At 68.3% G+C, this 23,462-nt stretch carries 19 protein-coding genes; 10 read left to right on the plus strand and 9 right to left on the minus strand.

Going from position 1 to position 23,462, the window contains the following annotated elements; all coding sequences use genetic code 11:
- Positions 1–45 precede the first annotated feature (45 nt).
- The 5 genes from ACWEKR_RS26520 to ACWEKR_RS26540 all read left to right on the plus strand — a co-directional run bounded on the left by ACWEKR_RS26520 (position 46) and on the right by ACWEKR_RS26540 (position 5,760).
- The gene (locus tag ACWEKR_RS26520; protein ID WP_452356774.1) at positions 46–1,008 is read left to right on the plus strand and encodes an alpha/beta fold hydrolase; all 963 of its coding nucleotides are present in this window, start codon (positions 46–48) and stop codon (positions 1,006–1,008) included.
- 191 nt (positions 1,009–1,199) lie between these two features.
- Positions 1,200–1,487 (plus strand): hypothetical protein, encoded by a 288-nt coding sequence (locus ACWEKR_RS26525; protein ID WP_452356775.1) that lies wholly within the window; start codon positions 1,200–1,202, stop codon positions 1,485–1,487.
- Positions 1,488–2,214: 727 nt separating this feature from the next.
- Positions 2,215–3,045, plus strand: a complete 831-nt coding sequence (locus ACWEKR_RS26530) for a hypothetical protein (RefSeq protein ID WP_159841074.1) — start codon at positions 2,215–2,217, stop codon at positions 3,043–3,045.
- A 25-nt stretch (positions 3,046–3,070) separates the two neighbouring features.
- Complete coding sequence (locus ACWEKR_RS26535) at positions 3,071–5,011, plus strand: fumarate reductase/succinate dehydrogenase flavoprotein subunit (protein ID WP_452356776.1); 1,941 nt, start codon at positions 3,071–3,073, stop codon at positions 5,009–5,011.
- Between the two features lie 2 nt (positions 5,012–5,013).
- Positions 5,014–5,760 (plus strand): succinate dehydrogenase/fumarate reductase iron-sulfur subunit, encoded by a 747-nt coding sequence (locus tag ACWEKR_RS26540; protein WP_159841070.1) that lies wholly within the window; start codon positions 5,014–5,016, stop codon positions 5,758–5,760.
- Between the two features lie 45 nt (positions 5,761–5,805).
- Here ACWEKR_RS26540 and ACWEKR_RS26545 read toward each other — a convergent pair whose 3' ends face one another.
- The 5 genes from ACWEKR_RS26545 to ACWEKR_RS26565 form a co-directional block, all read right to left on the minus strand.
- Positions 5,806–6,003 carry a hypothetical protein gene (locus tag ACWEKR_RS26545; RefSeq protein ID WP_452356777.1) on the minus strand — a complete coding sequence of 66 codons (198 nt, stop codon included), beginning with the start codon at positions 6,001–6,003 and terminating at the stop codon, positions 5,806–5,808.
- An 89-nt stretch (positions 6,004–6,092) separates the two neighbouring features.
- Positions 6,093–6,317: a DUF397 domain-containing protein gene (locus ACWEKR_RS26550; protein ID WP_159841066.1), complete on the minus strand. Its 225-nt coding sequence runs from the start codon at positions 6,315–6,317 to the stop codon at positions 6,093–6,095.
- A gap of 187 nt (positions 6,318–6,504) precedes the next feature.
- A complete protein-coding gene (locus tag ACWEKR_RS26555) occupies positions 6,505–6,900 on the minus strand; it encodes a DNA-directed RNA polymerase subunit beta (protein ID WP_324198386.1) in 396 nt (131 codons plus the stop codon).
- A gap of 304 nt (positions 6,901–7,204) precedes the next feature.
- A complete protein-coding gene (locus ACWEKR_RS26560) occupies positions 7,205–8,146 on the minus strand; it encodes a DNA-3-methyladenine glycosylase family protein (protein WP_452356797.1) in 942 nt (313 codons plus the stop codon).
- A 342-nt stretch (positions 8,147–8,488) separates the two neighbouring features.
- The gene (locus tag ACWEKR_RS26565) at positions 8,489–11,272 is read right to left on the minus strand and encodes an FAD-binding and (Fe-S)-binding domain-containing protein (protein ID WP_452356798.1); all 2,784 of its coding nucleotides are present in this window, start codon (positions 11,270–11,272) and stop codon (positions 8,489–8,491) included.
- A 221-nt stretch (positions 11,273–11,493) separates the two neighbouring features.
- Here ACWEKR_RS26565 and ACWEKR_RS26570 point away from each other — a divergent pair, with 221 nt between their 5' ends.
- Positions 11,494–13,374, plus strand: coding sequence for an ABC transporter ATP-binding protein (locus ACWEKR_RS26570; RefSeq protein WP_452356778.1), 1,881 nt, complete (start codon positions 11,494–11,496; stop codon positions 13,372–13,374).
- Positions 13,375–13,386: 12 nt separating this feature from the next.
- On the opposite strand, the gene ACWEKR_RS26575 is transcribed toward ACWEKR_RS26570, so the two are convergent.
- From ACWEKR_RS26575 to ACWEKR_RS26585, 3 genes are all read right to left on the minus strand, one after another.
- On the minus strand, positions 13,387–14,907 hold the full coding sequence (locus tag ACWEKR_RS26575; protein ID WP_452356779.1) for an alpha/beta hydrolase: 1,521 nt from the start codon (positions 14,905–14,907) through the stop codon (positions 13,387–13,389).
- Positions 14,908–15,084: 177 nt separating this feature from the next.
- Complete coding sequence (locus ACWEKR_RS26580; protein WP_452356780.1) at positions 15,085–16,077, minus strand: oxidoreductase; 993 nt, start codon at positions 16,075–16,077, stop codon at positions 15,085–15,087.
- 37 nt (positions 16,078–16,114) lie between these two features.
- Positions 16,115–17,185: a DNA polymerase IV gene (locus ACWEKR_RS26585; protein WP_452356781.1), complete on the minus strand. Its 1,071-nt coding sequence runs from the start codon at positions 17,183–17,185 to the stop codon at positions 16,115–16,117.
- A 70-nt stretch (positions 17,186–17,255) separates the two neighbouring features.
- Between ACWEKR_RS26585 and ACWEKR_RS26590 the strand changes: the two genes are divergently transcribed.
- Positions 17,256–17,840: a TetR/AcrR family transcriptional regulator gene (locus ACWEKR_RS26590; RefSeq protein WP_452356782.1), complete on the plus strand. Its 585-nt coding sequence runs from the start codon at positions 17,256–17,258 to the stop codon at positions 17,838–17,840.
- Positions 17,837–18,289: a PaaI family thioesterase gene (locus ACWEKR_RS26595; protein WP_195090824.1), complete on the plus strand. Its 453-nt coding sequence runs from the start codon at positions 17,837–17,839 to the stop codon at positions 18,287–18,289. Before ACWEKR_RS26590 ends, ACWEKR_RS26595 begins: the two co-directional genes overlap by 4 nt.
- Before the next feature lie 299 nt (positions 18,290–18,588).
- On the opposite strand, the gene lon is transcribed toward ACWEKR_RS26595, so the two are convergent.
- Entirely contained in the window at positions 18,589–20,919 is a 2,331-nt protein-coding gene (gene lon, locus ACWEKR_RS26600) for an endopeptidase La (protein ID WP_452356799.1), read from the minus strand.
- Between the two features lie 254 nt (positions 20,920–21,173).
- Between lon and ACWEKR_RS26605 the strand changes: the two genes are divergently transcribed.
- Together ACWEKR_RS26605 and ACWEKR_RS26610 are read left to right on the plus strand one after the other, a co-directional pair.
- Complete coding sequence (locus ACWEKR_RS26605) at positions 21,174–22,529, plus strand: hypothetical protein (protein WP_452356783.1); 1,356 nt, start codon at positions 21,174–21,176, stop codon at positions 22,527–22,529.
- A gap of 111 nt (positions 22,530–22,640) precedes the next feature.
- On the plus strand, positions 22,641–23,432 hold the full coding sequence (locus ACWEKR_RS26610) for a TIGR03084 family metal-binding protein (protein WP_452356784.1): 792 nt from the start codon (positions 22,641–22,643) through the stop codon (positions 23,430–23,432).
- Positions 23,433–23,462: the final 30 nt, after the last annotated feature.

Here is a 23,462-nt window from a genome sequence, read left to right on the forward strand (position 1 = left end):
TGGGCAGGAAGCGCCGATCATGCGCCTCGCCCACAGGAGAGTGCCATGTCCACCACTATCGCCCGCCGCGCCGCCGATCACGACGGTCACCGCGTCACGGTGTCGGCCGGGGACGGCATTCCCCTCGCGGTCCGCGTCTTCGGCGCCGATGACGCCGCCACGACCGTCGTCTTCGTCCACGGACACTGCTTGCGCACCGAATCCTGGTTCTACCTGCGCGAGCACCTGCTGCGGCGATGGGGCGAGAACACCAGGATGGTGTTCTACGACCATCGCGGTCACGGCGCGTCCGGTGCGGCGCATCCGTCGACCTACACCATCGAGCAGCTCGGCCACGACCTGGACACCGTGCTGCGGACGGTCGCGCCGACCGGGCCGGTGATCCTGGTCGGCCACTCGATGGGCGCGATGGCGGTGCTCGCCTATGCCCGGCTGTACCCGGAGGCGATCGGCACGCGGATCGCCGGTGTCGGGCTGCTCGCCGCAGCGGCCGCCGGAATCACCGAGGTCGGACTGGCCCGCCTGCTCCACCGACGGACGGTGAACTCACTGCAAGCCGCCGTCGCCCGGGCACCGCGCGTGGTGCAGGCTTCCAGGCACCTGACCCGCCGCTTGTTCGCGCCGGTCCTGCGCGATGCCGAGTTCGGCACCAGGAAGGTGAACCCGCGGGTGGCCGCGCTGGCCACGGCGATGCTCAACGACACGCCGCTGGTGACCATGACCGGCTTTCTGCACTCGCTGATCACTTTCGACGAGACGGCGACTCTGCGCCGCCTCGACGCCGTCCCCGTGCTGGTGCTGGCCGGCTCGGCGGACATCATCTTCCCCTTCGCACACTCGGTAGCCCTGGCTTCCCAACTGACCGGCGCCGAACTGGTCCGCCTGGAAGGCGCCGGACACAGTGTGATGCTGGAACGGGCCGAAGAGGTCGCGCTGTCCATCGCCGGACTCACCGAACGCGCCGTCGCCGCGGCGCGCGCCTGCACCGGGTATGCCGCCGCGGGCTGACTACGGCAACCGGGCGGCAATCATCGGATTTTCCCCTGGGAGGAGCCAGGAGCGGATTCTTTCGGTACTGTGTTGTAGATCACGTTGTGCGGTGGGTCACACAACTCGGTACCGCGCGGCTCAAGGCAGAAGGGCAACCGCGCGCCACGGTACCGAGTTCGCATGTCCGCCAGGGAATTCAGGAGGTATCGATGACTCGCAGCGAATTTGCGGAACTACGCTACGCGGTCGGCCAACTCCGGCAATCCATCGGCGTACTGCGTAACCAGTACGGCGATGCCAGCACGGTCCGCAGGCTGGAGAACGACCTCGAGCGGCTCGCCATCGACGCCGACGAACTCGAGCAGTCACCGCCGCCCGCGGTCCAGCGCAGTGCACCGGACGTCATCTACGTGCCGGACAGCAAGTCGGACGAGGCCGCCTGGATGGGCGCGCAGGACGAGGGGCTGGGCTTTCACTCTCGGCCGCGGACGAAGTAATTTCCGGATGGGCGGTGCGAGCCGCCCATCGCGGTCCGCTCGCGCCCCGACCATGCGGGGCGACCGGCCCCTCGGGCACGCCGTGATGGCTGCCGAGCGCTCTGACCTCCGGGCCGCGGAGTCCGCGAGTTGCCACCATCGGTACGGCATCGACGAGAGCCGCGGACATGACGGAACTCGACCGAGACAATTCGCGGTCGCGGGACCCTGCGGGTGTGCCAGCCGGCCGCGGCTCTCCGACCGAGGACGTATGCATGCCGTGGCCGCGAATTCCCACGGCGTCGGCGCTTCCACCGCCCTCGAAAGTCATCGTCGATGGCGGATCCGGCGCTGTCGAGCGACCGGCCGACGCCGTTTCGACGCCCCGATCACACGTCACCCGCGGGCCACGTCGAAACACTGCCCAGTTCCTGGACTCGATCCGCCTACCAGAAATCCGGACGGGCCGTTGCCACGGGCTCGTATCGCCCCTGCCGGACAGCGGTGACGGCCCCACCCGAAATCCGTTCGGCGCGAGTCGAGTTCGAAAAGTCCGGTTGGCCCGCTCCTCGGCGTAAGCAATCAAGCGGCACTCCGAATGTGGCGCAAATCATACGGTTGACGGCGGGGCGAGTTGGTCGAGACCCCGTTCGATCAATAGCGGACGTGTCGTATGGTGCTCAGCATCACATTCGATTGCGGAGGTAACGATGACCACCCGCACACAAGATCAGCGAGGCATCCACCAGTGAGTGCCGCACCGACCGCCGCCCCGGAAGCGGGCACCGGCGTATTCAGCAGAACAAGGGCCCGAATCTCGGAACGCACATTGCGCACCGACCGATGGTGGATCCCCCCACTCGTCACGGTGCTCGGACTCGCCGCGTTCGTCATCTACGCGACGATCAGATCGTATGTGCGCACGGCATATTGGGTTCCGGATTACCACTACCTCACCCCGTTCTACTCACCCTGCCTGAGCACCTCCTGCGTGGCGGGTTCGAGTCATTTCGGGACGCCGTTCGGGGAGCTGCCCGCGATCCTGCCACTCGGCTTCGTGGTGCTGCCCTTCCTGCTCGGATTCCGCCTGACCTGCTACTACTATCGCAAGGCCTACTACCGGTCGGTGTGGTTCTCACCGCCCGCCTGCGCTGTGGCCGAGCCGCACGGCAAGTACACCGGCGAGACCAAACTGCCGCTGATCATCCAGAACGCCCACCGCTACTTCTTCTATGTTGCCCTGGTGGTTTCGGTGATCAACACCTATGACGCCATCGTCGCGTTCCACGGCAAATCCGGAGGCTTCGGTTTCGGCCTCGGCAATATCGTGCTGCTGGTCAACGTGATCCTGCTGTGGGCGTACACGCTGTCGTGCCACTCGTGCAGGCATATCGCCGGCGGGCGGCTCAAGCACTTCTCCGCGCATCCGGTGCGCTACTGGTTCTGGACGCAGGTCTCCAAGCTGAACACCCGGCACATGGCGCTGGCCTGGACCACTCTCGGCACTCTCGTGCTGACCGACTTCTACGTCATGTTGGTTGCCAGCCAAACGATTTCGGATCTGCGGTTCATCGACTGACCGCCTCATCGAGGAGTTTCTCTGCATGGCAGAAGTGGAACGGCACAAGTACGACGTAGTCGTGATCGGAGCGGGCGGCGCCGGATTGCGAGCGGTCATCGAAGCCAGGGAGCACGGGCTGTCCGTCGCGGTGGTGTGCAAATCGCTGTTCGGCAAGGCCCACACGGTGATGGCCGAGGGCGGCTGCGCGGCGTCGATGGGCAACGCCAACGAGAAGGACAATTGGCAGGTCCACTTCCGGGACACGATGCGCGGCGGCAAGTTCCTCAACAACTGGCGCATGGCCGAATTGCATGCCCAGGAGGCGCCCGATCGGGTGTGGGAACTGGAGACATACGGGGCGCTGTTCGACCGCACCCCGGACGGCCGCATCAGCCAGCGCAACTTCGGCGGTCACACCTACCCGCGGCTCGCCCACGTCGGCGACCGGACCGGCCTCGAGATCATCCGCACCATGCAGCAGAAGATCGTCTCGCTGCAACAGGAGGATTTCGCCGAGACCGGCGACTACGAGAAACGCATCAAGGTGTTCGCCGAGTGCACCATCACCGAATTGCTCAAGGACGGTGACCGCATCTCCGGCGCCTTCGGCTACTGGCGCGAATCCGGACGCTTCATCCTGTTCGAGACCCCCGCGGTGGTGCTGGCCACCGGTGGCATCGGCAAGTCGTACAAGGTGACCTCGAACTCCTGGGAATACACCGGCGACGGGCACGCGCTGGCGCTGCGCGCGGGCGCGACACTGATCAACATGGAATTCCTGCAGTTCCATCCGACCGGCATGGTCTGGCCGCCCAGCGTGAAGGGCATCCTGGTCACCGAGGGCGTGCGCGGCGACGGCGGGGTGCTGAAGAACACCGAGGGCAAGCGGTTCATGTTCGACTACATTCCGCCGGTCTTCAAGGGTCAGTACGCGGAGACCGAGGAAGAGGCCGACCAATGGCTGCGCGACAACGACTCCGCACGCCGCACGCCGGACCTGCTGCCGCGTGACGAGGTCGCCCGCGCCATCAACGAAGAGGTCAAGGCGGGGCGCGGCACCGAGCACGGGGGCGTCTTCCTCGACATCGCCTCCCGGATGCCCGCCGAGGAAATCGTGCGTCGGCTCCCTTCGATGCACCATCAGTTCAAAGAGCTCGCGGACGTGGACATCACCAAGGAGCCGATGGAGGTCGGGCCGACCTGCCATTACGTGATGGGCGGCGTCGAGGTCGATCCGGACACCGGTGCGGCCACGGTACCCGGGCTGTTCGCCGCGGGCGAGTGCTCCGGCGGCATGCACGGATCGAATCGACTGGGCGGGAATTCGCTGTCCGACCTGCTGGTATTCGGTCGCCGGGCCGGACTCGGAGCCGCCGCTTACGTGGAACAACTCGGCGAGCGGCCGTCGGTCGCGGACGACGATGTCACGAAGGCCGCGAAGGCCGCGGTAGCGCCGTTCGATCCGCCCGCCGACGGCAAGGGCGAGAACCCCTACACCCTGCACACCGATCTGCAGCAGACGATGAACGACCTGGTCGGCATCATTCGCAAGGAACACGAGGTGCGCGAGGCGATCGACAAGCTCGCCCAGTTGCGCGCCCGGTTCCGGCAGGTGACCGTGGAGGGCCACCGCCAGTTCAATCCCGGCTGGCATCTCGCGCTCGACATGCAGAACATGCTGCTGGTCAGCGAATGCGTGGCGCACGCGGCGCTGTTGCGCACCGAGAGCCGCGGCGGGCACACCCGGGACGACTACCCGTCGATGGATCCGGATTGGCGCAACAAACTGCTGGTCTGCGCGGTCGATCCGGACACGGCCGGCGATCCGATCCCCGGTGTCACCGTGACGCGCAAGGACCAGCAACCAATGCGATCGGATCTGCTCGCCCTTTTCGATCTCGGCGAGCTCGAGAAGTACTACACCCCGGATGAACTCGCCGGGCACCCGGCCGCGGCCGGGCATTCGACGGAGCGAGAGGCGTAACGATGGGTTACGACGCCAAATTCCGCGTCTGGCGCGGCGATCTCGACGGCGGAGAACTGCAGGATTTCACCGTGCTGGTGAACGAGGGCGAGGTGGTGCTCGACATCATCCACCGGCTACAGGCCACTCAGGCGCCCGACCTGGCGGTGCGCTGGAACTGCAAGGCGGGCAAATGCGGTTCCTGTTCCGCCGAGGTGAACGGGCGGCCGCGGCTGCTGTGCATGACGCGGATGTCCACCTTCACCGAGGACGAAGTGATCACGGTGACGCCGATGCGCACCTTCCCCGTGATCAAGGATCTCGTGACGGACGTGTCGTTCAATTACGAGAAGGCGCGCGAGATCCCCTCCTTCACGCCGCCCGCCGATCTGAAACCGGGCGAGTACCGGATGAAGCAGGTCGACGTGGAACGGTCGCAGGAATTCCGCAAGTGCATCGAATGCTTCCTGTGTCAGAACACCTGTCACGTGGTGCGCGACCACGAGGAGAACAAGAAAGCGTTCGCGGGGCCGCGCTATTTGATGCGCATCGCGGAATTGGAGATGCATCCGCTGGATGTCGGCGACCGCGCCGACCTCGCCCAGGACGAGCAGGGACTCGGTCTGTGCAATATCACCAAATGCTGCACCGAGGTCTGCCCGGAGCACATCAAGATCACCGACAACGCGTTGATCCCGATGAAGGAGCGGGTGGCCGACCGCAAGTACGACCCGCTGGTCTGGCTGGGTAACAAGCTGTTTCGGCGATAGCGCCGGACCACCGGCCGGGGTGATCCCCGGCCGGTCGGCGCACCCTTACAACATGGCCACGACACCGAGGGCCACGATCCACACCAGCAGGCCGACGAGCAACGCCGACAGCACTGAGCTGGTGAGGACGAAGACTCCGACCGCCGCCACCGCGAACAACAGCGCGACGATCAGCCATTCCACCCAATCGTCCGGCCGCAATTTCCGGTACCGGGGATGGGAACTCTTGAGCCCACGGTCCACGCATACGGGCTACCCGCCTCCGGCCTCGGCAAACGTCTTTTCGTTGCCGAATATGTGTCATTCCGTGATTTTCGCCAGGCCGTCGTGCCTTATCGTGGCCGGTCGAACTCGCCGTCCTGCACGCCCGCGGTGAAGGCGGCCCACTCCGCGGGCGTGAAGATCAGCACCGGCCCGTCCGGATCCTTCCCGTTGCGCATTCCCACGTGTCCGTCGGCCAGCAGCGCGATCTCGACGCTGTCGTTGCCCGCCCCTTCCCCCGCCCTTCGCCACGTGGCGCCGGTCAGGTCGATGTTCGCGTTGCCTTGAATGCTCACGAATTGGACTCCTTCGCTGTCTGCTGCGGCAGACGTTTACGGACCGAGAACCCAGCGCTGTCGCCGGACGCATTCACGCGCGCCCGATAGTACCGCCGCCGACCGGCGCAGTCGGGCGGAAAACCGGCCGAAATCGGCTTCGTGCCTCGATGATCGAGGCTGATAGTTGTCCCGGGTACCGCCGTTCTCAGCGGCGGCGCGGCGCAGGCTCCGCCCATGCGCGGATGGCCGCGACAACCACCCGGCCGGAGGGCCGAAATCGGTTTCGCGGCGGCACGATCCAGGATCGGATCGAGCCGACCGCGGCGGTCGGCGACGGCAACGCGATCGTCGATCCGGTCCGGGAGACCGACACGTTCAGCCGGAACAACTCCGCGAACAAGCGGGTATCGTTCTCCGGCAGGTCCGGGGCGATCAGGAAAGTCCATCGGTTCGACCGCGGGTGCGCCAGGATCGGCCCGAGCCGGACGCTCTTGCTCTGCAGGTGCGCCTTGACCGCCTGCCCCAGACCGCTCGGCATGGTCAACGCCCACACCGACCCGGCTCGCATCACGATGCGGCCCAACTCGGGTGGATCGACCACGGCGGGCAGATCACATTCGCGCCGGTAGAACTGGCATCTGGACCGCGGTGTATCCCCTGGTGGCCTCTGCTCCACTGAACAACCCCCTGCAGTTGTGCGGTTCGATCGACAATGAGGTGCGCGCCATACCGAAGCGCCTGCTATCCGACCGCAGCGACCTCGCGTACCGATATGAATGTGGCGATGGCCGAGTGTGACGCGACTACCTATAGTTTTGCTTTGCCCAGGCGAGGAACGACGGATAAAGACTGGCCAAAATTGCGGAAAAGTAGTCGCCGATGGGACTTGTGTTAACTGCTGTGACTCAATGCCAACTGTGGTCGGTGAGAGCGGTGCGCGGACCGAACTTCGGTTTGTGGAAGTGGCCGCTGATTTCCAGCAGGCGGATCGCGCGATAGCGGTGCGGACGCAGCGGTTCCAGATATTCCACCATCGCGTCGTCATCGATCGGACGGCCGAGCAGGGTCCAGCCCACCGCGGCGGCGAGATGGTAATCGCCGACCGACAGCGCATCCGCGTCGCCGAAAGCCCGCTGGGCGATTTCCGCGGCTGTCCACACCCCGATACCGGGAACGCTGCACAGCATGCGTGCCGCCTCCGCCGGATCGACCCGCGCGGCGCGCTCCAGCGACTCGGCGATCCGCGCCGCGCGCACGATGGTCTGCGCGCGCTGCGGTCCGACGTTGGCCCGGTGGTAGACCCAGGAGGGAATCCGCCGCCAGGTGTCGGCGTCCGGCGGCAACCGCATTCCGTCCGGTGCCGGGCCCGGCGCCGGTTCACCGAACTGCCGCACCAGTTTCCGCCACGATGCCCGCGCGGACACGGTGTGCACCTTCTGCTCCAGCACGGCCGGTACCAAAGCTTCGAATACCAGGCCCGTGCGCAACATGCGCAGGCCCGGAAACCGGCGATGGGCATCGACGAGCTTCGGGTGATCCGGGCGGAACGCCGAGACATCCTCGTCCAGGCAGAGCATGTGGTCGAGACCCGCGAGGAATTCCTCCGCACCCGGCCCCCAAGCGCCGGCATGCACCGCGCCCGGGCCGGACTGCGTCAACCGATAGGTGACCGGCCCGGTCGGCAGGCGGGCGGCATGCCAATGCGCGCCGTCGGCGGTCACCCGGTGGCACGGGTCACCTGTGCCGCGGCCGAGCGGGGCCAGGGTGCACGCCAGATCGATCGGCCGATCCGTCATGAGGGTCCGGCTCGCTCCCGGTTCGACCGTCACGCTGCGCACCGGCCTCATTCTGCCCGGTGCGGCGCGCGGCGCCGCATCACCCTCCGCCCGGGCGCGACGGATTATCATCACACCCATAACTCTTCTCATATCGATCACGCATGATTATAGTTTCGCAATCGGTTGTAACGAAACGTGATTCGCGACGATATTGATTTCGTTCGGCAAATAGCTGGCTGTAGCGATGACGGAGGTTGTCTGATGATCACCAATCTGCTCAACTGGTTGCTCAACGCCTGGGGTGGGATTTTCGCGGGCAGCTCGGGCTACCAGATCCCGCCGGGCACCCTGCCGTTCGGCAGCTGAGCGCGCGGCGCACCCCGCTCGGATCGCGAGCGAGGCCCGAAAGGCCTATTCCTCCAGGAGAAACTGTGCGAGGTGCCGCGCCTCTCGCCCGGCCAGGGCAGCGGCCTGGGTGCGACAGGAGAAGCCGTCGGCGAGGAAGATCGCGTCCTCGCCCGCGGCGCGCAGCGCGGGGAGCATGCCGTTCTCAGCCACCGCGACCGAAATGTCGTAATGGCCTCGCTGCATGCCGAAATTTCCCGCCAGACCGCAGCATCCAGTGATTTCCGTCACCCGCACGCCCATACTGGCTAATAACCGGCGTTCGGCGTCGAAACCTAGAATCGCGTACTGGTGACAATGCGGCTGGACCACCACCGACTGCCCGGTTCGCCGCGGCGGCCGCCAGGTCGGCTGCTCGGCCAGGAACTCGGCCAAGGTGCGTACCGCCGCGGCGGTGGGCGCGGACCGCGGATCCTCCGGCAACAGTTCGGTCAGGTCCGCGCGCAGGACGGCGGTGCACGACGGCTCCAGTCCGACGATCACGCCGCCCGCGCTCACGTGCTCTTCCAGCGCGGCGAGAGTGGCCCGCAGCCGCGCGCGGGCGCCGTCGAGCTGCCCGGTGCTGATCCAGGTCAATCCACAGCAGACCCGTCGCTCGGGAATCCGGACGCGGTAGCCCAAGGTGGTCAGCAACCGAGCCGCCGCCAGTGCGATCTCCGGATCGAACGCGTCGGTGAAGGTATCGATCCACAGCATGACTTCCCAGCGACCACGGCTGCGCTCCTCGGGCGCATAGGCCGACTCGGCCAGGGCAGCGCCCTCATCCAGATCGCGCCAGATCCGGCGAAAGCCGCGCAGGGCCAAGCGCGGCACGTCACGACGCGGGTCGATGCCCGCCGCGCGCAGACCGACTCGACGCAGCGCGCCCCGGCCTGCCAGTGCGTTGACGATCCGCGGCAACCGGCTCGCGGCCGACAGCCAGCGGGGCAGCCGGCCCAGCGAGTAGTGATCGATCGGGCGCAGCCGATGGCGGTAGCGGCGATACAGCGTCTCCGACTTGTAGGTGGCCATGTCCACGCCCGCCGGACAGTCCGACCGGCACGCCCGGCAGGACAGGCACAGGTCCAGCGACTGCGCCACAGCCTCCGACGACCACGGCAGCGCGCCGCGCACCACCTCCTGCAACACCCTCGCCCGCCCGCGCGTGCTGTCCTTCTCGTCCCGGGTGGCCTGGTAGGACGGGCACATGAAACCGCCGTCGGCGCGGCATTTGCCGACGCCGACGCAACGATGAACCGCGACCGCGACATCGCCGTCGTCTTCCGGCAGCGGGTACCCCAGCGATGGCCGGGCCCCGGTCAACCCGGCCAGTCGCAGGTCGGCGTCGATCGCGCGGGGCGCGACGAGCACACCGGGATTCAGGACGTCGCCGGGATCGAACAACGCCTTGTATCCGGCGAAGACGTCGAGCACTGCGGGGGAGTACATCACCGAGAGCAGCTCCGAGCGGGCCCGGCCGTCGCCGTGCTCACCGGAGAGCGAACCGCCGTACCGCACGACCAGCTCCGCCGCGTCGAAGAGGAAAGCGCGGAAACGGCGCGGCGCGTCGACGATCGGGAGGTCGAGGCGGACGTGGATGCAGCCGTCGCCGATGTGCCCGTACAACAGCCCGTCGACACCGTGGTCGCGGGTGAGTTCTGCGAAATCGCGCAGGTAGGCGCCGAGCCGCGCGGGTGGGACGGCAGCGTCCTCCCATCCCGGCCACGCCGGCCGACCATCGGGCGTACGACCCGCCAGCCCCGCGCCATCGGCCCGGATCCGCCAGAGCGCCGCCGCCGTCCCCGGATCGGTGACGATCCGGGTGTCCATCGCGCCCGTGGTCCGGCACAGCCGCTGTGCGACGGCCAGCGCGTCGGCCTGGGTCTCGCCCGCGGTCTCCACGAACAGCCAACCGCCGCCGCGCGGCAGGTCGGGCACCGTGCCCCGATGCGCCCGGACCACGTCGACCAGCCGCGCGTCGATACCTTCCACCGCGATCGGCGCGCAGGCCAGCACGGCGGAGACGTCGTCGGCCGCCGTGGCCATATCCGGGTAGCCGAGCACAGTGAGCACGGTGGCCGCCGGAAGCGCGACCAGATCGACGGTCGCGTCCAGCAGCAAGCCGCAGGTACCCTCGCTGCCGACGAACGCCTTCGCCGCCGACGCGCCCCGTTCGGGGAGCAGATGCTCCAAGCCGTATCCGGACGCCTGCCGGTCGAAGCGGCCCAGATCGGTGCGCAGAACCGCGAGATTGGCCCTGCCGAATTCCGCTAGGCCGGGCACCGCCGACAGGTCGGCGGCCAGCGCGCGTTCGGTACCCGTGCCGTCCAGGATGCGCACCGCGCGCACGGTGTCGGAGGTGCGGCCCCACGCGACGGCACGCGGTCCGCAGGCGTTGTTGCCGATCATGCCGCCGAGCGTGCAGCGATTCTGCGTCGAAGGGTCCGGTCCGAAGCGCAGGCCGTGCGGACGCGCCGCCCGCTGCAATTCCGACAGCACCACGCCCGGCTGCACGGTGGCCACACGGGCGGCCGGATCGATCGCGGCGATCCGGTTCATATGCCTGCTGAACTCGAGCACCAGGCCGGGGCCGATCGCGTTGCCCGCCACCGACGTTCCCGCACCTCGCGCGGTCACCGGAAGACCCTCGCCGCGGGCGAATTCCAAGGTGAGGGCGACGTCCTCATCGGTCCGGGGGAAGACGACCGCGGCCGGGAGAACCCGATAGTTCGACGCGTCCGAGGAGTACTCCGCCCGCCGTCGGTCGGAGCTGTCGACCTCACCCGCGATCGTGCCGCGCAGTGCCGCCATCCGGTTCTCGGTCACGGTGTCATTTTCCAGCGAGCTGTGTTCGTTTTTCCAGCGCCTATGCGTAAAGCGTCGTGCACGCCGTGGTCCGGCGGTTCGGGCTGTGGCCGGTTTCGCTGTGGGAGAAAAGGCCGCGCCGGAATCGACTTGAGCTGAACCATTGTTGAGGTCTTAGTGTCGGTGGCCAGGTCTTGGATGGGGTGGGGAGCGAGAGGGAGAGCAACGTGAGCATCGAATCCGTGGCGTGGAGCCAGATGTACCGGCGGGCGAACGCGCCGCAGGAACAGCGGCCGTTCCGCTTCGCCACCGCCGAGCGCATCATCCGGTTCGCGACGCCGCACCGCCGCAGGATCAGCGCGTTCCTGCTGTTCAGCGTCGTGTCCGCCGGGCTCGCCGTGGCGACGCCGGTGCTGGCGGGCCGGGTGGTCGACGACATCGTCGGCGGCGCAGCGCCCCGGGTGGTGGTCGTGCTGGCGCTGGTGATCGGGATGCTCGCGGTGTTCGACGCGGGGCTCGGGCTGGCGATCCGATGGATGTCGGCGCGGATCGGTGAAGGGCTCATCCTCGATCTGCGCACCGCCGTGTTCGACCACGTGCAGAAGATGCCCGTCGCCTTCTTCACCCGGACCAGGACCGGCGCGCTGGTCAGCCGCTTGAACAACGACGTCATCGGCGCGCAGCGCGCGTTCAGCGACACCCTGTCCGGCGTGGTGGCCAACCTGGTGACCCTCGCGCTGACACTCGCGGTGATGCTCAGCATCTCGTGGCAGATCACGTTGCTCGCGCTGGTATTGCTGCCGGTGTTCGTGCTTCCGGCGCGCCGGATGGGCAACCGCCTGGCGGACATGCAGCGGGAAGCGGCCCGGCTGAACGCGGCGATGAGCACCCAGATGACCGAGCGTTTCTCCGCGCCGGGCGCGACGCTGGTCAAGCTCTTCGGCCGTCCGGAGCAGGAGTCCGACGAGTTCGCCCTGCGGGCCCGCCGGGTGCGAGACATCGGCGTGCGCACCGCGATGCTGCAGACCGTCTTCGTCACCTCGCTCACGCTGGTGTCCGCGCTGGCGATCGCCCTGGTGTACGGGCTGGGCGGCTGGTATGCGCTGCGCGGGCAGTTGGACGCGGGCGCGGTGGTGTCGCTGTCGCTGCTGCTGACCAGGCTCTACACACCGCTGACCGCGCTGGCCAGCGCCCGAATGGAGATCATGGCCGCGCTGGTGAGTTTCGAGCGCGTCTTCGAAGTACTGGATCTGAAGCCGCTGATCGAGGACGCGCCCGAGGCGCGGCCGGTTCCGGCGGGCCCGGTCGCGGTGGAGCTGGACGCGGTGAGTTTCGGCTACCCCTCGGCCGACAAGGTGTCGCTGGCCTCGCTGGAGGACGTGGCGAATCTGGATACCCGTGGCGGGGTGGAGGTGCTGCACGACGTGTCGCTGCGCGCCGAGCCCGGGCAGCTGATCGCGCTGGTCGGCTCGTCCGGCGCGGGCAAGTCCACCATCGCGCAGCTGGTCTCGCGGCTCTACGACGTCGACAGCGGCGCGGTGCGGTTGAACGGCGTGGACGTACGCGAGCTGACCACCCGGTCGATCCGCGAATCGGTGGGGCTCGTCACCCAGGACGGACACCTGTTCCACGACACCATCCGGGCCAATCTGCTGCTGGCACGGCCGGAGGCCGGCGAGGACGAACTCTGGGACGCGCTGGAGCGCGCCCGGCTGCGCGAGCTGGTCGCGTCGTTGCCGGACGGGCTGAAGACCGTGGTCGGCGAGCGCGGCTACCGGCTCTCCGGCGGTGAGCGCCAGCGCCTGACCATCGCGCGTCTGCTGCTCAAGCAGCCGCGCGTGGTGATCCTGGACGAGGCCACCGCGTCGCTGGACTCGACCTCCGAAGCCGCGGTGCAGGAAGCGCTGTCCGAGGCGCTGGAGGGCCGGACCGCGCTGGTGATCGCACACCGGTTGTCCACGATTCGCGCCGCCGACCAGATCCTGGTGCTGGAGGAGGGCCGGATCGTGGAACGCGGTACGCACGCCCAGCTGCTGAACGCCGACGGCCGCTACGCGGAGCTCTACCGCACCCAGTTCGCCGAAGAACCGGTCACGGCCGCGGCTTGATCGGTCCTCCGGCTAACTCGCCGTCTGGTCCGCGGTACAGGTGGCGTCCGTGTCCGGCAGGGTTCCCGCGCCGAAGTAGGCATTGATCGCATTGTTCACGCAACTACTCAGCTCGGGCCGGAATGTCATGTGGATACGGACGCCTTCCAAGGTGACCATCCGCGACGCGGACAGGTACTCGTGCAGCCGGACGGCATGGGTGTAGGGAGTGCGTGGATCGCCCGACGCCTGCACGATGAGCACCGGCACAGCGTTCCGCACCACCGTTGGCGGTTCGACCGGACGAGGCCAGAAGGCACAGGGCTGGATATTGCCCGCCAGTGCGCCGAACACCGGTTGCGTGGGCCGGCTCTCCTCGATGTTGCGCCAGTACCAGGTGGGATCGATGGGCGCAGCGACATCCCCGCAAGCGATCTGCGCCAAAACGGAATTCTCGTTGTCGCGCAGCGCCGCCACGATGGCGCGCAGTCGCGGCGTGCGCGAGGTCGTGGGCGGACCGCCCGCGTCGTCGGCGAGCTCGCGCACCGTCGCGGCCAGCGGTTCGTTCAGCCGGAAGTTCCACAGCATGGCATGCAGGATGAACGGCAGCCAGTGGTCGTCGATCGCGAAACCATCGATGACGATCGGCTTGCGGTTGACGACGCGAACCAGCTCCTCGACCTTCGCTCGCACCTGCTGCGGCGTCGCTCCGAGCCGGAATTCGTCGTCCCGGGCGGCGGCCCACACCGCCCAATCGTCCAAGGCGATCTCGTCCGCGGGTCCCCAATCCTGGACCAAACCGGTCCAGTAGCGGTCCGGGTCGATCGCGCTGTCGAGCACGACTCGATCACTGCGCTCCGGGAACATCTGCGTGAACACCGCCCCGAGGTACGTGCCGTAGGACAGTCCGTAGAAATTGATCTTCTGCTCGTCCAAGGCGGCTCGGACGATGTCCATGTCCCGCGCGGTGTTGCGGGTGGTGAACTGCCGCACCAGCTCCGGATCGCGAACGACGCAGGTGGCGGCCATGCCCGCGGACTGGACGGTGTCGTGTACGAACCCCAGCGGATCCAGGCCCGCCGACCGGATCATCTCGCCGACCGGCCACCCGCAACGTGGGCTACTGCTGGATTCGCCGACACCGCGCGGGTCCATGCCGATCAGGTCGTAACTCGCCAGCACGTCCGGCGACAGCACGTCACCGAGCAGATCCACGCTGTCCAGGCCCGGGCCGCCGGGACCGCCCGGGTTCGACAGCAGGACGCCCCGCCGCCGCGCCGGATCGGCCGCCTTCACCCGGGATATCGCCACGGTGATCGTGCGATCGCCGGGCCGTCCGTAGTCGAGCGGCGCCAGGACGTTCGCGCACTCGCCACCGGCCTTGTCCAGATTCTCGACGCCGCACGGCTTCCACTCGAGCGTCTGGTGATAGAACCGGTCCAGGCCGTTGGGCTGCGCGTCGGCCGCTGGATCGGCCCGGCTGTATGGGGGCGCGGCGAGCAGCGCGGACGCCGCCACTATCGACATCGAACGCCAGAACAGATTCGCGGACAACGAAGTTCGCCTCTCGGCCGGAGCGAGCACGGGGATGGATGCGGAAGAACCGTATCGGATCAGGGCTCTCGGCGGCGGCAGCGTGTTCCCCCCGCGCGGCGTGATCCGGTCGAGATCGTCCTAGGCGACGAAGCCCGGCTCGAACGAGTCGAGCCGGGCTTCGCTGATCGGTCGCACTCAGAATTCGCCCATGACGCCGATCACGGTGCGGCCCCGGTGGCTGCCGTTGCGGATGGCGTGCAACACCCGCTCCACATCGGTGATCGGAGCGTAGTTCTCCAGAGTCGAAAGATGCGGTGGGCGCAGCTCTTTGCCCAGCTGGGACCACACTTCACGGCGGCGCTCGATCGGGAGGTTGACCGAATCGATGCCCTCCAGCGCCACACCGCGCAGGATGAACGGCATCACCGTGGTGGGCAGTTCGGACCCGCCGGTGAGCCCGCTCGCCGCGACCACGCCGCCGTAGCCGATGGCGCTCAGTATGTAGGCGAGCGAGGCGCCGCCGACGCTGTCCACGGCCGCGGCCCACCTGGCCTTGGTCAACGGCCGCGGTTTGGCATCCGGCTCCGGCAATCGGCCGATCACCTCGTTGGCGCCGATCTCGCTGAGCAGATCGTCCGCGTCGGTCTTGCCGGTGGAGGCGATGACTTCGAAACCGAGTCCGGAGAGGATGTCGATGCTCACGCTGCCGACCCCACCGGTCGCACCGGTGACCAGCACCGGGCCCGCGTCCGGGGTGAGGCCTCGATCGAGCAGCGCCTGCACGCTCAGCGCCGCGGTGAAGCCCGCGGTGCCGAGCGCGGCCGCATCGCGAAGGCTCAGGTCCTCCAGCTTGACCACCCATTCGGCGGGCACCCTCGCGTACTCGGCGAAGCCGCCGTTGTGCGAGACGCCGATGTCGTATCCGTGCGCGATCACCGGATCGCCGGGGGCGAAATCGTCGTCGGCGGACTCGACCACCTCGCCCACCAGATCGATGCCGGGCACGATCGGGTAGTTGCGCACCACCCCGCCGCCCTTGGTGATCGCCAAACCGTCCTTGTAGTTCGCGCTCGAGTAGTGCACTTTGATCGTCACGTCGCCCGGCCCGAGGAAATTCTCGCCGACCTGTTGCCGGGTGAGGACGATCCCGCTATCCGATTCGTGTGCCACCATCGCCCAGAACTCCATGCGGACGAGCATACGAGTGTCCGGACGGCTCCGGGAGCTACTGCGGCAGGAGTTCCAGCCGGACGCCGAGCAGGCGAACCGGGCGGTCGAGGTCGAACCGATCGATGATGCGCAGTGCCGTCTCGGCGATCCGCGCCACGTCGATGGTCGGTTCGGGCAGTTTCTCCTGTTTGCTGCGCGTGTAGAAGGTGCTGGTCCGCACGGTGACGGCGACGCGTCCGGCGATCCGGCCCGCCGCGGCCATCTCCTCCGCGACCTCGGTGGCCAGCCGCGCGACCTGGGCGCGGATCTCCCCGGGATCGGTCAGATCGTGCGGGAAGGTCTCCGACTTACTGCGGCCTACGGGGATTCGCGGTTCCGTGGTGACGTCCGTATCGCCCTTACCGTGGCCGAGCACCCAGAAGTACGGCCCGGTGTTCGGACCGAACTCCGCGGCGAGACGCTGCCGGTCGGCCGCCATCAGGTCGCCGACGGTTCGGATACCGAGCTCGGCCAGCCGTGCGGCGATCCGATTGCCGATACCCCACAGCGCGTTCGTCGGTCGATGGGCCATCACTTCGGCCCAGTTCGCGGCGGTCAGCCGAAAGACGCCCGCGGCGACGCCAGGGCCTGCGACGGGCTCGGCCGACGACTTGCCCGCCGACTTGGCGAACCCGGTCGCGAGTTTGGCCGTGAGCTTGTTGTCACCGATGCCGATCGAGCAGGTCAGGTCCAGTCCGGCGATGGCGTCGCGCACCTGCTGTGCGAGGGCCTCCGGGTCGTCGGTGTCGGCGGCGAGGAACGCCTCGTCCCAGCCCCATACCTCGACCCGTCCCGGAAACGTCCGTAGCAGCGCCATGACCTCGTCGGAGGCGTCCTCGTAGGCGGCCATGTCCAAAGGCAGGAAGACGCCCTCGGGGCATTTGCGCTGCGCGCTGCGCAGCGGCATCCCGGCCCGCACGCCGAACGCGCGCGCCGGATAGGACGCGCAGGTCACCACCTTGCGCGGTTCGGTGGGATCGCCGTGGCCGCCCACGATGACCGGCAGTCCCCGCAGTTCCGGATGCCGGCGGAATTCCACCGCCGCCTGGAACTGGTCGAGATCGACGTGCAATAGCCATCTGGCCACCTCTCGTTCTTACCGCAGGCCTGCGACATCCAGCGTTGCGCCACGCGCAGAACAGAACTAAATTCTGCTTATGAAGATTCGAGATCGGTTGCTGTTGGCGGCCGAGCGCCAGTTCGCCGAGCACGGCGCCCTCGACGCGACCCTGGCCCAGATCCGGGACGCGGCGGGCGCCAGCGTCGGAGCGCTCTATCACCACTTCCCGGACAAGGCCGACCTGTACCGGCAGGTATGGGCCAACGCGCTGGCGGACTACCAAGCGCACTTCTGGGCGGTGGTCGGCGACAGCACCGACGCACGCGAAGGCGTCACCGCCGGCGTGCGTGAGCATCTGCGATGGGTGAGCGAAAACCAGTACCGCGCGACGGTGCTCACCTCCGCCCGGCCCCCAGGAGTGCGCGAGAGCGAGAGCAACCGCCGCTTCCTCTCGGACGTGACGCGGTGGTGGCGCACGCACGCGGGATACGGGACGGTGCGCGATCTTCCGATCGACCTGGTCTACGCGCTGTGGCTGGGTCCGGCGCAGGAATACACGCGGCAGTGGCTGGGCGGGGAGATGCGTATCGCCCCGGCCGAAGTCGCGGGCGAACTGGCCGACGCCGCCTGGCTCGCCCTCGCCGCCGATCGCACCCCAGCCGCTGGGGAGGTTTCCCGATGACGACCACGATGACCCTCGACCTCGACAGCGCCAAGAAGATCCTGGCCGCGCAGCCGTTCGCCACCCTGGTGGGCACCGAGATCACCGCGTTCGGCGACGGCGCGGCCACCCTGGTCATCCCGTTGCGCCCGGAACTGACCCAGCAGTTCGGCTACGCGCACGGCGGTGTGCTCGCCTACGCCGCCGACAACGCCCTCACCTTCGCCGCCGGAACGGTTCTCGGCGCGAACGTGCTCACCGGCGGTGTGACGATCACCTACCTCCGCCCCGCCGCGGGCGACCGCTTGCGCGTCGAGGCAGCCGTCACCGGGTCGACGCGCCGCCAAGCGGTCGCGCACTGCGAGATCTACGCGGAGAGCCCGGACCGAGCACCCGTCCTCTGCGCGGTGGCCCAGGGCACCACCCGGCTCGCGGAAGCCGACCTGACCGGCGCGAATACCGGCGCCTGACGGCACCCGACGACGTACGAGAAGCGCGGCCCGGTGCACAGCGAGCCAGCCTGATCGGCGGCGTCGGCCGGACTGCACCTGTGCGGATCGCGCAGCGGGTGGGCGGGACGGCGACCGCACGCCAGAACTCGCAGCGACGTGCTGCGACTGTTCAGCGGGACGAGCCGCACGATGCTCCGCTGCCGGGAGGACGAACCGCCCGCGCGGCCCGACCACGGCCGGTCGGCGTGCGTCCGCGCGCTCGCCGGCATGCGAACGGCCGGGCACGGAGTTGCCGTGCCCGGCCGTTGCAGCCCAGGTCAGGCGGTCGCCGCGAAGGCCGGGCCCAACGCGGGTTCGGCGACCGGCTCGATGGCGTAGGCCAGGATGTCGGCCACGTCGGCGACGGGCCGGACATCCAGCGCGGCCAGCACCTCCGCCGGGACGTCGTCCAGATCCGGCTCGTTGCGCGCCGGGATGAACACCGTCTTCAGTCCGGCCCGCTGGGCGGCGAGCAGCTTCTGCTTCACCCCGCCGATCGGCAGCACCCGGCCGTTCAGCGTGACCTCACCGGTCATGCCGACATCCGACCGCACCTGGCGTCCCAGCGCGAGCGACACCAGGGCGGTGACCATCGTGACGCCCGCGGACGGCCCGTCCTTCGGCACCGCGCCTGCCGGGAAGTGGATGTGGATGTTGCGGTCTAGCACCGACGGCTCGATGCCGATCTCCTCCAGGTGCGAACGCACGTAGGTCAGCGCGATCTGCGCGGACTCCTTCATGACGTCGCCGAGCTGACCGGTGAGAGTCAGCGACCGTTCGCCCTCGGCGGCGTTCGCCTCGATGTAGAGGACGTCGCCACCCGCGCCGGTCACCGCGAGACCGGTGGCCACGCCCGGGACGGCCGTGCGTTCCACCGAATCGGGGGTGAAGCGCGGACGACCCAGGTAGTCCTTCAAGTCGTCCAGACCGATCGTCAGGGTGTCGGTGTCGACCTCGTAGCCCAGCTCGGGGTCGTAACCCGATGCCGCGGGGCCGCTTTCGCGCTCGGACAGCCGGGTGGCCGCCTTGCGCAGCGCCTTGGCGATCAGCCGCTCCATCTGCCGGACGCCGGCCTCCCTGGTGTAGTTGGCGGCGATCTCGCGCAGCGCTTCCTCGCTGATCGTCACCTCCTCGGCGGTCAGCGCGTTGCGCTCCAACTGCCGCGGCACCAGGAAGTCGCGCGCGATGGCCACCTTGTCGTCCTCGGTGTAGCCGTCGACGGTGATCAGCTCCATCCGGTCCAGCAGCGGGCCGGGGATGGTGTCCATGACGTTCGCCGTCGCGATGAACAGCACGTCGGACAGGTCGAGGTCCAGATCGAGGTAGTGGTCGCGGAAGGTGTGATTCTGCGCCGGGTCCAGCACCTCGAGCAGGGCGGCCGCCGGGTCGCCGCGGAAGTCCGAACCGACCTTGTCGATCTCGTCCAGCAGGACGACCGGGTTCATCGAGCCGGCTTCCTTCATGGCTCGCACGATACGGCCGGGCAGCGCGCCGACGTAGGTACGGCGGTGCCCGCGGATCTCGGCCTCGTCGCGCACGCCGCCCAGGGCGACGCGGACGAATTCGCGGCCCAGTGCGCGCGCCACGGACTCACCCAGCGAGGTCTTGCCGACGCCGGGCGGGCCGACCAGCACGAGCACCGCGCCGGACCCGCGTCCGCCGACGACCTCCAGACCGCGAGCGGCCCGGCGGGCGCGGACGGCCAGGTACTCGACCATGCGGTCCTTGACCTCTTCCAAGCCGTGGTGATCGGCGTCGAGCACCGCGCGGGCGGCCGAGACGTCGGCGCTGTCGGTGGTCTTCACCGTCCACGGCAGCTCGAGCACAGTGTCCAGCCAGGTCCGGATCCATCCGGATTCCGGGCTTTGATCGCTGGCTCGCTCCAGCCTGCCGACTTCGCGCAACGCGGCCTCGCGCACCGGGTCGGGCAGGTCGGCCTGTTCGACGCGGGTGCGGTAGTCGTCGGCGCCGTCCGGCTCGTCCTCGCCGAGTTCCTTGCGGATGGCGTTGAGCTGCTGGCGGAGCAGGAATTCGCGCTGGCTCTTCTCCATGCCCTCGCGCACGTCTTCGCTGATCTTCTCGCTGATCTCGGCCTCGGCGATGTGCGCTTTGGTCCACTCGATCAGGGTGATCAGCCGCTCGGCCACCTCAGGGGTCTCGAGCAGTTCCCGCTTCTGGTCCGAAGTCAGGTACGGGGCGTAGCCCGCGGTGTCGGCGATGGCCGACGGATCGGTCAGCTGGTTGACCGCGTCGATGATCTGCCAGGCCTCGCGGCGTTGCAGCACCGAGACGACCAGCTTCTTGTATTCGGCGGCCAGTTCCTTCGTGCGGCCGTCGGGAGTGGGGCTCTCGACCGGTTCGGCCTCGACCCACAGCGCGGCGCCCGGCCCGGTGACGCCGTGCCCGATCTTGGCGCGCCGTTCGGCCTTGAGGACGGCCGCGGGGGCTCCGCCGCGCATCCGGCCGACCTGTTCGATGGTGGCGACCACACCGTAGGTGGCGTAGCCCTCGGTCAGCCGCGGCGCGAGCAGCACGGCGTCGGTCTTGGCGGCGCGCGCGGCGTCGATCGCGGCCTGCGCGGATTCGTCCAGTTCGATGGGCACGACCATGCCCGGCAGCACGATCGGATCGGTCAGGAACAGCACCGGCAGGTTCTGTGGTGTAGTCACGTCTTCGACCCTTCCAAAAGTTGAGCGATGCCTACTCAACCCCGGCCTGCCCATCTTTGTTCCACCCCGACCGGTCCGTTCGCTCACGGCGAAGATCCGCCGAGCGTTGACACCCCGTCCAAGGCAATGAGAACGTGGGGACCTTGATATCTCATACCGGCGGTACCGCCGGATCGGCTTGAGGAGTCCCATCGATGTCGTCGCTCGCCGCCGGCGTGTTCATCGACTGGGAATGTTTGACCGGGCAATCCGAGTTCGTGGTCGCCTTGATCACGTTCCCGATCTTCAGCGCACTGGCGGGCTGGCTGACCAACTGGACCGGCGTGCTCATGCTGTTCTGGCCGGTCATCTTTCGCGGCATCCGGATTCCCGGCCTGCACGTGCTCTATCCCTATTTCCCGCGTCGCGTCCAAGTGCTGCCGACCTTCTCCGGCGACGGGCGCCGCCTCGGCTTCCAGGGCTTCATCCCGGCGCGCGCGGAGAAGATGGCCAGCATCTGCGTGGACAAAGCCCTGATGCGGATCGGCAGTCCCAAGGACTTCATCCACGAACTCGATCTCGACGGCATCGCCGACTACATCGCGGTCCTCGCGCGCGAGCAGGTGCGCCCGCTGGTGGACGAACTGATGTACCGGGAGAACCCCGACCTGTGGCGCACGGTGCCGCGCGCCGCCAAGCAGTTGATCTACCAGCGGGTGGATCGCGAACTGCCCGCCTTGTCGCGCCGCGCGTTCGCTTCGCTCGGCGACAACGTCGACCAGCTGATCGGCATCAAGGGATTCGTGATCCGCTACCTGCAGGACAACCCGGCCATCCTCGAGGACCTCACCACCACCATCGCGGCGCCCGAGCTGCGCTTCATGGTGCGCATCGGCTTGCTGGGCGCGCCCTTCGGCGTGCTGCTGGCCCTCTATCTGCACGTGCACCAGCACATTCCGGTGCTGGGCTTGGTTCCGGGCTGGGTCATCGTCCTGCTCGCCTCGGCCGCGATCGGTGTGATCGTGAACGTCATCGCGGTGAAGATGGTGTTCGAGCCGGGCGATCCGCAGCCGCGGTACAAATATCTGTGGAAGCAGGCGCTGCTGGCGAAACGGCAGCCGCAGGCGGCCACCGATCTGGCGCACATCCTGGCCTACCAGGTGCTCACGCTGCCGAACTTGTCCAAGGAGCTGCTCGAGGGCCCGAACGGGGACAAGACCAGGCAGTTGCTGGAGCGCTTGATCGCCGAGGAGATCCATCGCCAGCTCGGGCCCACGACCTCACTGGTGCGGGCCGCACTGGGCCGCCGCCAATTCGACAACCTGACGGTGGGCGCGGCGGGGGCCGCGGTCGGGCTGGCCCCCACCCTGGTCGAAGACGAGGAGTTCACCCTGGCACAGGCCAAGGCCATCGATGATTTCGCGGCGCGCAAGTTGCGGCAGCTCACGCCGGGGGAGTTCATGGAGATGTTCTACGCGTCCGTCGAACAGGACGCCTGGCTGCTGTATCTGCACGGCGCGGTCCTCGGCTTGGTCGTGGGAGGCGCCCACCTGATGATCTTCGGCTGGTAGCGGGCGCTCGGCGCAAGATAAAACAAGCATGCTTGCCTTTTTTTGAGCTCGCTGCGATGCTGGACCACGGCGGCACACGAAGCGGTGTGCCCGGAACCGGCAGGGGAACTGATGGCTGACCTAGAGGCGTTACTCGGCGACTTCGCCGACGAATGCGCGGACCTGGAACGACTCGTCGCCCCGTTGGCGCCCGCGGAGTGGGCGCGCACCACCCCCGCCCCCGGATGGACCATCGCCCATCAGATCGGCCATCTGGCTTGGACCGACGAAATCGCGACGATCGCCACCGCGGATGCCGCCCGATTCCAGCAGTTGCTGGCCGAAGCCGGGCCGCGCGCGCTGACTTTCGTCGACGAGGCCGCCGAGAAAGCCGCCACCGAACCGCCTGCCGAGCTGCTCGATCGCTGGCGGCGTGGACGCGCGGGACTGGTCGCGGCGCTGCGCGCGACGCCTCCGGGCGTCAAATTGCCGTGGTTCGGTCCGCCGATGAGCCCCGCGTCGATGATCACCGCCCGCACCATGGAGACCTGGGCACACGGGCAGGACGTTGCCGATGCCCTAGGCGTGCACCGCACTCCCACGGCGCGGCTGCGCACCGTGGCTCATATCGGCGTGCGCACCAGGGATTTCGCCTACACCGTGCACGGAAAGACCCCGCCCGCGGCGGAATTCCGGGTGGAACTGACCGCGCCGGATCGCACGATCTGGGCGTGGGGCCCCGAGGACGCCGACCAGCGGGTGACCGGCCCGGCACTCGACTTCTGCCTGCTGGTGACCCAGCGCCGCCATCCGGACGACCTGGCGATCCGCGCGCACGGCGACGATGCCGCGGAATGGCTCACTTTCGCACAGGCTTTCGCGGGTCCGACAGGCAAAGGACGGACAGCGGGCCAGTTCGCCTGACCCGCCCCACACCCGACCCGATCGATGGCG

This window comes from Nocardia sp. NPDC004573 (genome assembly GCF_053602135.1).

Coding starts and splice junctions, on each gene's coding strand:
- ACWEKR_RS26520 (WP_452356774.1), top strand. CDS start 46: ATGTCCACCACTATCGCCCGCCGCGCCGCCGATCACGACGGTCACCGC.
- ACWEKR_RS26565 (WP_452356798.1), bottom strand. CDS start 11,272: ATGGCGGCACTGCGCGGCACGATCGCGGGTGAGGTCGACAGCTCCGAC.
- ACWEKR_RS26535 (WP_452356776.1), top strand. CDS start 3,071: ATGGCAGAAGTGGAACGGCACAAGTACGACGTAGTCGTGATCGGAGCG.
- ACWEKR_RS26580 (WP_452356780.1), bottom strand. CDS start 16,077: ATGGAGTTCTGGGCGATGGTGGCACACGAATCGGATAGCGGGATCGTC.
- ACWEKR_RS26605 (WP_452356783.1), top strand. CDS start 21,174: ATGTCGTCGCTCGCCGCCGGCGTGTTCATCGACTGGGAATGTTTGACC.
- ACWEKR_RS26590 (WP_452356782.1), top strand. CDS start 17,256: ATGAAGATTCGAGATCGGTTGCTGTTGGCGGCCGAGCGCCAGTTCGCC.
- ACWEKR_RS26540 (WP_159841070.1), top strand. CDS start 5,014: ATGGGTTACGACGCCAAATTCCGCGTCTGGCGCGGCGATCTCGACGGC.
- ACWEKR_RS26595 (WP_195090824.1), top strand. CDS start 17,837: ATGACGACCACGATGACCCTCGACCTCGACAGCGCCAAGAAGATCCTG.
- ACWEKR_RS26560 (WP_452356797.1), bottom strand. CDS start 8,146: ATGAGGCCGGTGCGCAGCGTGACGGTCGAACCGGGAGCGAGCCGGACC.
- ACWEKR_RS26525 (WP_452356775.1), top strand. CDS start 1,200: ATGACTCGCAGCGAATTTGCGGAACTACGCTACGCGGTCGGCCAACTC.
- lon (WP_452356799.1), bottom strand. CDS start 20,919: ATGGTCGTGCCCATCGAACTGGACGAATCCGCGCAGGCCGCGATCGAC.
- ACWEKR_RS26610 (WP_452356784.1), top strand. CDS start 22,641: ATGGCTGACCTAGAGGCGTTACTCGGCGACTTCGCCGACGAATGCGCG.